General features: G+C 70.9%; 13 protein-coding genes. 10 read left to right on the top strand and 3 right to left on the bottom strand.

The genetic code is table 11. From position 1 onward, the window contains the following. The 8 genes from G524_RS15905 to G524_RS0111970 form a co-directional block, all read left to right on the top strand. On the top strand, window positions 1-987 hold a 987-nt coding region (locus G524_RS15905; protein ID WP_036857923.1), incomplete at its 5' end, for a terminase gpA endonuclease subunit. 1 nt (window position 988) lies between these two features. Beyond that, window positions 989-1,198 carry a phage head-tail joining protein gene (locus G524_RS0112000; protein WP_027443912.1) on the top strand — a complete coding sequence of 70 codons (210 nt, stop codon included), beginning with the start codon at window positions 989-991 and terminating at the stop codon, window positions 1,196-1,198. Continuing rightward, window positions 1,198-2,691 (top strand): phage portal protein, encoded by a 1,494-nt coding sequence (locus G524_RS0111995; RefSeq protein WP_027443911.1) that lies wholly within the window; start codon window positions 1,198-1,200, stop codon window positions 2,689-2,691. The genes G524_RS0112000 and G524_RS0111995 overlap by 1 nt, the downstream gene beginning before the upstream one ends. A gap of 6 nt (window positions 2,692-2,697) precedes the next feature. Then, window positions 2,698-4,737 (top strand): prohead protease/major capsid protein fusion protein, encoded by a 2,040-nt coding sequence (locus tag G524_RS0111990; RefSeq protein ID WP_027443910.1) that lies wholly within the window; start codon window positions 2,698-2,700, stop codon window positions 4,735-4,737. A gap of 85 nt (window positions 4,738-4,822) precedes the next feature. Further along, the gene (locus G524_RS0111985) at window positions 4,823-5,158 is read left to right on the top strand and encodes a DUF2190 family protein (RefSeq protein ID WP_027443909.1); all 336 of its coding nucleotides are present in this window, start codon (window positions 4,823-4,825) and stop codon (window positions 5,156-5,158) included. After that, complete coding sequence (locus G524_RS0111980) at window positions 5,158-5,472, top strand: head-tail joining protein (RefSeq protein ID WP_027443908.1); 315 nt, start codon at window positions 5,158-5,160, stop codon at window positions 5,470-5,472. The genes G524_RS0111985 and G524_RS0111980 overlap by 1 nt, the downstream gene beginning before the upstream one ends. Then, complete coding sequence (locus G524_RS0111975) at window positions 5,469-6,110, top strand: DUF6441 family protein (protein WP_027443907.1); 642 nt, start codon at window positions 5,469-5,471, stop codon at window positions 6,108-6,110. The genes G524_RS0111980 and G524_RS0111975 overlap by 4 nt, the downstream gene beginning before the upstream one ends. Window positions 6,111-6,119: 9 nt before the next feature. After that, the gene (locus G524_RS0111970) at window positions 6,120-6,551 is read left to right on the top strand and encodes a hypothetical protein (RefSeq protein ID WP_211219364.1); all 432 of its coding nucleotides are present in this window, start codon (window positions 6,120-6,122) and stop codon (window positions 6,549-6,551) included. 95 nt (window positions 6,552-6,646) lie between these two features. Here the strand turns inward: G524_RS0111970 and G524_RS0111965 are convergent, their stop codons facing one another. The 3 genes from G524_RS0111965 to G524_RS15900 are packed head-to-tail and all read right to left on the bottom strand — an operon-like array spanning window position 6,647 to window position 7,857. After that, window positions 6,647-6,898, bottom strand: coding sequence for a hypothetical protein (locus tag G524_RS0111965; protein WP_027443742.1), 252 nt, complete (start codon window positions 6,896-6,898; stop codon window positions 6,647-6,649). A gap of 3 nt (window positions 6,899-6,901) precedes the next feature. Further along, on the bottom strand, window positions 6,902-7,612 hold the full coding sequence (locus tag G524_RS0111960) for a DUF3489 domain-containing protein (RefSeq protein WP_211219334.1): 711 nt from the start codon (window positions 7,610-7,612) through the stop codon (window positions 6,902-6,904). Beyond that, on the bottom strand, window positions 7,609-7,857 hold the full coding sequence (locus G524_RS15900; RefSeq protein WP_051221149.1) for a hypothetical protein: 249 nt from the start codon (window positions 7,855-7,857) through the stop codon (window positions 7,609-7,611). The genes G524_RS0111960 and G524_RS15900 overlap by 4 nt, the downstream gene beginning before the upstream one ends. A gap of 156 nt (window positions 7,858-8,013) precedes the next feature. Between G524_RS15900 and G524_RS0111950 the strand changes: the two genes are divergently transcribed. Together G524_RS0111950 and G524_RS0111945 are read left to right on the top strand one after the other, a co-directional pair. Next, window positions 8,014-9,285, top strand: coding sequence for a phage tail tube protein (locus G524_RS0111950; RefSeq protein ID WP_027443740.1), 1,272 nt, complete (start codon window positions 8,014-8,016; stop codon window positions 9,283-9,285). 15 nt (window positions 9,286-9,300) lie between these two features. Continuing rightward, on the top strand, window positions 9,301-9,738 hold the full coding sequence (locus G524_RS0111945; RefSeq protein ID WP_027443739.1) for a hypothetical protein: 438 nt from the start codon (window positions 9,301-9,303) through the stop codon (window positions 9,736-9,738). Window positions 9,739-9,805 lie beyond the last annotated feature (67 nt).

Below are 9,805 nucleotides of genomic sequence, written 5' to 3'. Positions count from 1 at the left end.
GCGCGCAGCTGGGAGGCGGCACAGGGCGCTGACGAGGCGATCAAGGTGTTTCGCAACACCGTGCTGGGCGAGACCTGGGTCGAGAGCGGCGAGGCGCCCGACTGGCAGCGGCTCTACGATCGCAGGGAAAGCTGGCCGGCCGGCACCGTGCCCGCGGGCGGGCTGTTCCTGACCGCTGGGTCCGACGTGCAGAAGGACCGCATCGAGGTCGATGTCTGGGCCTGGGGCCGCGGCCTCGAAAGCTGGCTCGTTGATCATATCGTCATCGAGGGCGGGCCGGACCGGCAGGAAGCCTGGGCGCAGCTCTCTGCCCTGCTCGACCGCAGCTGGCGACACGCAGGTGGTGCACACTTGCGGATCGCGCGCCTCGCCATCGACACCGGCTACGAGACCCAGGCGGTCCATGCCTGGGCGCGCAGCGTAGGCTTTGCCCAGGTTGCACCGATCAAGGGCGTGGAGGGGTTCAACCGGTCAAGCCCGGTCTCGGGTCCGACCTATGTGGACGTGACCGAGAGCGGCAGAAGGCTGCGCCGCGGCGCGCGGCTGTGGACCGTGGCGGTCTCGACCTTCAAGACCGAGACCTACCGCTTCCTGCGCCTTGCGAGGCCGACGGATGAAGAGATTGCCGCGGGTGCAGCGTTCCCGCCCGGCACGATACATCTGCCGCAATGGATCGAGAGCGAGTGGCTGCGCCAGCTCACCGCCGAACAGCTGGTAACGGTGCGCAACCGCAGAGGATTTGCGCGGCTTGAGTGGCAGAAAATGCGCGAGCGCAACGAGGCGCTCGACTGCCGGGTCTATGCCAGAGCGGCGGCCTGGATCGCGGGCGCTGATCGCTGGGGCGAGGACAAGTGGCGCGATCTCGAGGCGCAGCTTCAGGTGGCGCCCGGCGCAAGCGATCCTGCCGGGCAGATCCATCGGCCGGGACGGGCGCCTGAAGGCAAGCGCCGCTCCGACTGGCTCGGGCGAAGAGAAGGGTGGTTGTGAGATGAGCGCGTGGAGCGAGACGGAACTGGCGGCCCTGCGCCGCGCCTACGCCAGCGGCACGACCCGCGTGAGCTATGACGGCAGAACCGTCGAATACGGCTCGGCCGCCGATCTGCTGGCGCGGATCCGCACGCTCGAGCAGGCGCTCGCCAGCGCCTCGCGGCCGTTGCCGCTTGCCGGCCTTGCCGGGTTCTCGCGCGGGGATCGCTGATGGCGCTGGGCTGGTTCGACCGGGCGCTGGGCTGGATCGCGCCGCGCATGGCCGCGCGCCGGGTGCTGGCGCGCGAGGCCTTCGCGAGCCTTGCGCGCGGCTATGACGGGGCGGCGCGCGGGCGGCGCACCGAGGGCTGGCGCGCGACCGGCAGTTCGGCCGATGCCGAGATCGGCGCGGCCGGGCCGCTCCTGCGCGACCGCATGCGCGATCTGGTGCGCAACAATCCCCATGCCGCCAAGGCGGTGGCGGTGCTGGTCAACAATATCGTAGGCGCGGGCATCATGCCGCGCTCTGCGAGCGGCGATGCGGCCCTCGACCGCCGGGTCGATGCCCTGTTCGAGCGCTGGTCGGCCGAGTGCGACGCCGATGGCCAGCTCGACTTCTACGGCCTGCAGACGCTGGTCTGCCGCGAGATGGTCGAGGCCGGCGAGGTGCTGGTGCGGCGCCGTCCGCGCCGCGCCGGGGATGGTCTGGCCGTGCCGCTGCAGCTGCAGATGATCGAGGCCGACCTGCTCGATGGCTCCCGCCATGGCGCTTCCGGCGCGGGGCGGATCGTCCAGGGGGTCGAGTTCGATGCGCTGGGGCGCCGCCGGGCCTACTGGCTCCATGCCGAGCATCCCGGCGACGGCGGGCCTCTGGCCACGCTGCGGCAGGGCAGCCGTCCGGTGCCGGCCGAAGACATCGCCCATGTCTACGAGAAGCAGCGCACGCAGGTGCGCGGCGTGCCCTGGGGCGCGCCGGTGATCCGGGTCCTGCGCGATCTCGACGACTACGAGGTCGCCGAGATCGTGAGGAAGAAGACCGAGGCCTGCGTCACCGCGATCGTCGTCGGCGACGACGAGACGCAGCAGGGCATTGCCCCGGCGGTGGTCGATGCCGACGGCAACCGGGTCGAGCAGTTCGAGCCGGGGCTGATCGCCTATGCCCGCGGCGGCAAGGACATCCGCTTCAACCAGCCTGCCGCGACCGGCGGCTATGCCGAGTACCGCCGCGCGAGCCTGCACACCATCGCGGCCGGGTTCCGGGTGCCCTACGAGCTGCTGACCGGGGATCTCTCCCAGGTCAACTACTCCTCGATCCGCGCCGGCCTCGTCGAGTTCCGCCGGATGATCGATGCGGTGCAGTGGCAGCTGTTCATCCCGATGTTCTGCCTGCCCGTCTGGCGCTGGTTCACGCAAGGCGCCTGGGCGGCAGGGGCAATCCCTGTGCCCGAGGTTCCGGTCGAGTGGTCGCCGCCGCGCTTCGAGGCGGTCGATCCCTACAAGGATGCCATGGCCAACCTCATCGCCATCCGCTCGGGCACGATGACGCTGGCCGAGGCGATCGCGCGTGCCGGGCGCAATCCCGAGGCGGTGCTGGCCGAGATCGCCGCCACCAATGCCCGGCTCGATGCGCTCGGCCTCGTGCTCGACAGCGATCCGAGGCGGGTGAGCCGCACTGGCGGGGTGCAGGGCAGCGATCCGCTCGCCACCGACAGCGAACAGGAGTGACAGGCAATGGAGACGACGATCGAGCTTCCGGCGCTGCGCCGGGCGGGCGAGCTTGCGCCCCATACCATCGACCCTGCCGCCCGCACCGTCGAGGTGGTCTGGTCGACCGGTGCACGGGTGCTGCGCCAGCGCTGGTTCGATGCGCCCTATGACGAGGAGCTGAGCCTCGATCCCGCCCATGTCCGGCTCGAGCGGCTGAATGCGGGCGCGCCGTTCCTCAAGGTGCACGAGACCGACAGCCTCGATGCGATCATCGGCTCGGTGGTGCCCGGCTCGGCGCGGATCGAGCAGGGGCGCGGGCTTGCGCTGATCCGCTTCTCCGAGCGCGCGGAGGTGGAGCCGATCTGGCGCGACATCGAGGCCGGGCACATCCGCGCGGTCTCGATCGGCTACCAGGTCCACCGTTACCAGGTGAGCCGGCCGGAGAACGGGCGCGAGCTGTGGCGCGCGATCGACTGGACCCCCTTCGAGATCTCGGCCGTGCCGGTGGGCGCCGACCCGCAGGCCGGCTTCCGCAGCAGCCCGGTCCCCCATTCCCCCTGCGTCCTCGTCCGGCGGGACGCACGCCCAAGCCCCGAAGGAGAGCTGACCATGCACGACCCCGTCCCCGATCCGTCCGCCGCCGATGCGGCCGCCAGCGCCCCGTGCGAGGAAACCCGCGCGGCTGCCAGCGCCGTCGCTTCCGATGGCGCCCCCGCTGTTGCCCCCATTCCCACGCCGCTGCGCGAGGCCGATGCCGGCTTGCCGTCCGATGCCGAGGCGATCGCGCGCCGGGCCCGCGAGGAGGAACGCGCGCGGGTCGCCGCGATCCACGATCTGGCAAGCCGCCTCAGGCTCGAGCGCGGCTTCGCCGAGGATCTGGTCCGGCGCGGCACCCCGCTCGAGGAAGCGCGGCAGCTGATCCTCGACGAGCTTGCTGCCAAGGCCGAGGAGACCCGCAGCTTCCCCCATGTCGCGATCCCGCTCGGCGGGCGCGACGAGCGGGTCACCCGCCGCGAGGCGGTGACCAATGCCCTGCTCCACCGCTACAGCCCGGGCCTGTTCCCGCTCGAGGATGCCGCGCGGTCCTATCGCGGCATGACGCTCATGGAACTCGCGCGCGAGAGCCTCGAGCTGGCCGGCACCAGCACGCGCGGGCTCTCGCGCGACGAGGTGGCGACCCGCGCGCTGCATGCGACCTCGGACTTCCCCGAGATCCTCGCGGCCGTCACCAACCGCACCCTGCGCCAGGCCTATGAGGCTGCCCCGCGCACCTTCACCGCCTTCTGCCGCCAGGTGCTGGCCACTGACTTCAAGGCCATGCACCGGGTGCAACTGGGCGAGGCGCCGCAGCTTCTGGAAGTGGCCGAGAGCGGCGAGTTCAAGCGCGGCACGCTCGGGGAGAGCAAGGAGAGCTATCGCGTGAAGACCTATGGCCGGGTGGTGGCGATCACCCGTCAGGTGCTGATCAACGACGATCTCGACGCCTTCACCCGGATCCCGGCGATGTATGGCAATGCCATCGCCCAGCTCGAAAGCGATGTCGTCTGGTCGATCATCACCTCCAACCCCGCCATGGCCGACGGGCAGGCGCTGTTCCATGCGAGCCACAGGAACCTTGCCGCCACCGGCACGGCGCTCGATGTCACGAGCCTCGGGGCGGCGCGCGCGGCCATGGCGAGGCAGACCGGGCTCGACAAGAAGACCGTGCTCAACATCCGCCCGGCCTTCCTGATCGTGCCCGCCGCGCTGGAACTCAAGGCCGAGCAGCTGCTGGCGCAGAACCTCGTGCCGGCCTCCAGCGGCAATGTCGTGCCGGCCTCGATCCGCACGCTGGTGCCGATCGCCGAGCCGCGGCTCGATGCCGCGAGCGAGACCGCCTGGTATCTCGCCGCCTCGCCCGCCCAGATCGACACCATCGAATATGCCTATCTCGAGGGCCAGCAGGGGGCCTACATCGAGACCCGCAACGGGTTCGATGTCGACGGGGTCGAGATCAAGTGCCGGCTCGACTTCGGCGCCAAGGCGATCGACTGGCGCGGCCTCTACAGGAACCCCGGCGCCTGATCCGGTCCCGTCTTTGACACCTGAACCCCTACGAGATGGGCGGTCCTGACGGGCCGCCCTTCGTCTTTCCAGGAGGATCTTCCCCATGAAAAACTACGTCCAGCCCGGCAAGACCATCACCCTTGCCGCACCCCATGCCCTTGCCCCCGGCGACGGCCTGCTGGTGGGCGCGATCTTCGGCGTCGCCAGCGGTGCTGCGCAATCCGGTGACAATGTCGAGGCCGCGCTCGTCGGCGTCTTCGATCTGGCCAAGGCGCCGAGCCAGGCCTGGAGCGTGGGCGCCAGGGTCTATTGGGACAACACCAACCGGCGCTGCACCACCACGGCTTCGGGCAACACGCTCATCGGCGTTGCCACCGAGGCGGTTGCCGGCGGGGCCGAGGATGTCGTCGGCCGGGTGCGGCTCAACGGCAGCTTCTGATGAGCGCCTTTGCCGCCGCGCTCGATGTGCTGTTCGCTGACCCCAACCTTGCCCGCGATGGTCTCTGGCGTGCTGGCGGCAGCGGCCCGCCGGTTCCGGTGCGCGTGGTGCTGCGCCGGCCGGACCGGGTGGCCGACTGGGGCGAGACCCGCCTTCATGCCGCAACCGCGCTCGCCGATCTGCGCATGGCCGAGGTGCCGGTGCTGGAACCAGGCGATGTCATCGCGGTTGCAGGCCAGGACTGGATCGTTCAGGGCGAGCCGCTTGGCGATGCCGAGCGCCTCGTCTGGACGGCGGAGCTGGCCCCCTCATGAGGCTCTCGCTCACCACCATCGGCGATCTCAGGCAGATCATGGCCGAAGAGCTGGCTGCGGCCGAGCAGGCGGTGAGCGGGGCTGTCACCGAGGCGACCACCGGGCTCAAGGGCGAGCTGCGCGCGCAGGTGACCGGCGCGGGGCTGGGAACGCGCCTATCCCGCACCTGGCGCTCGCAGGTCTGGCCGAGCGCCGAGGCGAGCCTCGGGGCGGCGGGACTGGTCTGGACGAAGGCGCCGGCGATCATCCGCGGCCATGCCGAGGGCGCGCTGATCCGCGCGCGTGGCGGCACCTTCCTTGCCATCCCGACCGAGGCGGCGCTCTCCATGCGCGCCGGCGGCCGGCGGCTCACGCCGCAGCTGTGGGAGCAGCGCATGGGCACGCCTTTACGCCTCGTGCCGGGACGAGCGGGCCGGCCAGCCCTGCTGGTCGCCGAGAACCTGCGCGCGCGCAGCGGCCGGCGCGGCGGCTATGCCCGGGCGAGCGCCACGGCGCTCAGGACCGGGCGCGGCCTCGTGAGCGTGGTGCTCTTCGTGCTGGTGCCGCAGGTGCGGCTTCGCAAGCGCCTCGATGTCGAAGGCGCGGCCGAGCGCTGGATCGGCCGGCTCGAGGACCGGGTGGTGGGACGCTGGAGGTGAGGATCGGTGATGTCGACGCGTGAGGCCATTCTGGCAGCGCTCGCCGCGCAGCTCGGCGCTGCACTCGCGGCGCCGGTGCGGCGCAATGCGGCCCTGCCCGAGAAGGTGCCGGCTGACGGGCTCGTCATCCTGCGCGACGGCGAGCCGGGCGAGCCCGAGGTGACGCTGAACCCGCGCCGCGAATGGTATCGCCACCGCATCGAGCTCGAGCTGTTCGTGCCGCAGGGGAATGCTGGCGGCGGTGAGGCGGCGCTCGATGGGCTGCTCGGCGCGATCGGTGCGGCACTCCGCGCCGACGAGACGCTCGGCGGCCTTGCCGAGACCCTCACTCCGGCCGCGCCGGAGATCGGGGTGCTGGCCATCGAGGGCGCAGTCCCGCTGCTCACCGCGCGGCTCGTGCTGACCGCCGAGTATCTGGTCAGCGATCCGCTCGCTGGATGAGATGCGATGGGATCAGGATGGGCTGGCAATGGGCCGGAACGGGAGCCGCCGCCCGGACGGAGGCGGCGGATCATCAAGCTGCGACTGCGGAGTCGTCACGCCTGCTTCAGGCGGGCGATCCCGAGCAGTGTGTCCTTCAGCGTCTCGCTCACCGCGCGGCTGGCGCTGGCGGATGGGCCGACGCGCAAGGCCCCGGCGCGCCCGACGTAGTAGTGCCAGCCCTGCGGCGCCTTGGGATGGCTGCAGGTAAGCACAGTGTAGCGCTGCGTGGCGGCATCGGGGACGAGGCGCTCGCCCGAGGCGAGGAGAGCGGCGACCAGACGGTCGTGGAGCGTGGCCTTGGCCATGGCTCAGCCTTCCGCTTGCAAGCGATAGACCCGCCCGCGGGTCTCGTCCCGGTGCGAGGCCACGCCAAGGCCCAAGCGGCGCTTGAGCCCATGCGAGAGCGCGGCGCGCACCGTGTGCCTCTGCCATCCGAGTGCTGCTGCGATCTCGGCCACGCTGGCGCCCTCGGGTGCCTGCAGCATGGCGATGAGCGCGGCCTGCTTGGTGCCGTCGCGCTGGCGGCGCGGCGGCGGGGCAGGCGTGGCGACAGCCTCCTGCGAAGCGGGTGGTTCGGGCTCAGGATCGCAGATGTGGCAGCGCGTGGTGTGTGCAAGCTCGGTGCCAGCCAGATGGAGCCTGCGGCCTGCGCCGTTGCAGTGCGGGCATTGGGACTCCTCGTGCGCAGCGCCAGATCCTTGCGGGGCTGCAGCCTTGGCTCCCCCGGCGCTGCCGACGGCGGCAAGGCCTGCGGGCGTGATGTGAAGCAGGGTGGCGCGGCCGTCCTCGTCATTGCGCCAGAAAGTGTTGTGCTTGGCGCTGGCCTTGGTCCAGCTGCGGGTCACGGTCTCGGCGATGAGCCCGCGCCGCAGCAGGGCGGCAACGACCCGCCGGGCATTGGGTCCGCGCAGCGATCCGGGAAGCGGCAGGACATTGCCATCCGCGCGCTGGGCGGCGGCGCTCAGGACCATACGCTGGGTGTCGGAAACCGGCATGGGACTGCTCTGTGTCATGGTCATGCCTCGATCCCAAGGAAGCGGGCGATCTCGCGCAGCTGGTCGCGGACATGGGCAAGGCTGCCGACATGGCCCCAGTGCACGCTGTCGGGTTCGGCGTGGAAATGATCCTCGCTCAGCGCCTGCAGACGTTCGAGCAGCCTGTCGATTTCGAGCTTGTTGGCCATGAAGGCTTCGAGCGCTGCCTTGCTGTTGCGGCGGGCCTTCTCGGCGCGGGCCTCGTGGCGGGCGGTGGTGGTCAGGGTCATCTGCTTCCTCCGTTGGCGATGCATCCGGTAGAAGCGTGTTCGCTCTGTCCGCCCTGCTTATCAAGCGATTAAGCACATGATCTGAAACAATAATCCTGCCCCGCGCGGGTGGCTCGCGCGGGCCTTCCCGTCCCCCATCCCCATCGGAGATGACCCATGCCCAAACTGCGTGCCTATGGCGCGGATGCGACGCTCAAGATCGCCCGCGAGACGAGCTATGGCGTGATGCCGTCGAGCGGCTGGCGCAGCCTCGACTTCCGCTCGACCGACCTTGCCGCCACGCAACCGCTCGCCGCCGATCCGCTGCTCGGGCGCGGGCGCAATGCGCAGGATCCCTATCGCGGCCTCGTCACCGACGAGGGCCAGATCGACGTGCCGCTCGACCTGCGCGGCACAGGCTACTGGCTCACCGCCCTGTTCGGCCTGCCGACGACGAGCAGCGTGGCGGCAAGCGGATCGATCACCTTCGCCGCCAATCCCGCCGCCGGGCAGACGATCACGCTGAACGGCGTGGTCTGGACCTTCGTCACCGGCACGCCGGGGGCGCTGCAGACCCAGATCCAGGCGACCGTGACCCAGACCATCGACCAGCTGGTCACCAACCTCAACGCCTCGGCCAATCCCGAGGTCTCCAAATGCACCTACAGCCGCCCGCCGAGCACGCAGCGGCTCGAGATCGTCTTCGACACCACCGGCCCGAACGGCAACGGCTTCACCCTCGCGGCCTCGCACGCCACCCCTTCCGGCCCGCGGCTGACCGGCGGCGGGCACCTCCATGTCTGGCAGAGCGGGGCCGACGAGATCCCGAGCCACACGCTCGAAATCGGTCATCCGAAGCTCACCACCCCGGTGTTCTTCCGGCATCTCGGCACGGTGGCCGAGAGCATCGAGATCGAGCTTGGCCAGGAGGGCCCGGCCAATGCCCGGCTGCAGCTGGTGGCCCAGGGCGAGGAGCGCTCCGCCACCACCGTCGATGCCGCACCGGCCGCCTGGGCGCCGCGGCGCTTCGCCCAGGCGCGTGGCTACGTGCGTCGCGGCGGTTCGGCGCTGGCTGGGGTGACCGGCGGCGGGCTCACCTTCTCCAACAATCTCGAGCGGGTGCGGGTGATCCGCGAGGACGGGCGCATCGAGGCGGCCGATCCGACGCTGGCGACCGCCGAGGGCACGCTGGCGCTGCGCTTCGACGGGGCGACGCTGCTCGCCGAGGCGAGCGACGGCGATCCGGTCGCGCTCGAATATGGCCTGACCATGCCCGAGGGCTATGCCCTGCGCTTCGAGCTGCCGCGGGTGTTCCTGCCGCGCACCAAATATGCCGTCTCCGGCCCCGGTGGCATCGAGGCCCGCTTCGAGTGGCGCGCCGCCTTTGACGAGAGCGAGGACACCATGCTGCGCGTCCGCCTGCTCAACGATGTCGCCAGCTATGCCTGAGGAGGAGTGTTCCCGATGATCCGTCTCGACCTTGCCCGCGAGCCTGTCTGGCTCGATCTCGGCCACGGCGTGCGCCTGCTGGTAGCACCACTCACCACCGCGCTGATGGCCGCGGCCCGCAGCGATCCGGCGCTCGCCGCGCTCGGCGAGGATGCCTCAAGCGAGGCGCTTGCCGTTGCCATGGCCAAGGCGCTGGCGCGGCTCGCCGTGCGCGACTGGGAGGGCGTGGGCGATGCCAATGGCAATCCCTTGCCGCTCAGCGCCGAGGGCCTCGATGCGCTGCTCGACCTGCTGCCGTTCTTCGAGGCCTTCCAGCTCGGCTATGTGACGAAGGGTCTGCTGCTGGAGGAGGAAAAAAACGCCTCGCCGCCCTTGCCGAGTGGCACTTCGGCGGCGGGGAGCACTATTGCCGCGGCTGCCGCACCGCCTGCGGGCAGTGCCCTGCCGTCCTGAACCGCCCGCATACGCTCGAGGGCTGGCTGGTCTGGGATCTGGCGCAGCGCCTGTCCGGCCAGCTGCG

Origin of the sequence: Erythrobacter cryptus DSM 12079 (assembly GCF_000422985.1) — a bacterium.
Taxonomy (GTDB): domain Bacteria; phylum Pseudomonadota; class Alphaproteobacteria; order Sphingomonadales; family Sphingomonadaceae; genus Erythrobacter; species Erythrobacter cryptus.
Note: the sequence above shows the minus strand (reverse complement) of the source record. Positions and strands in the feature narration are given on the sequence as shown.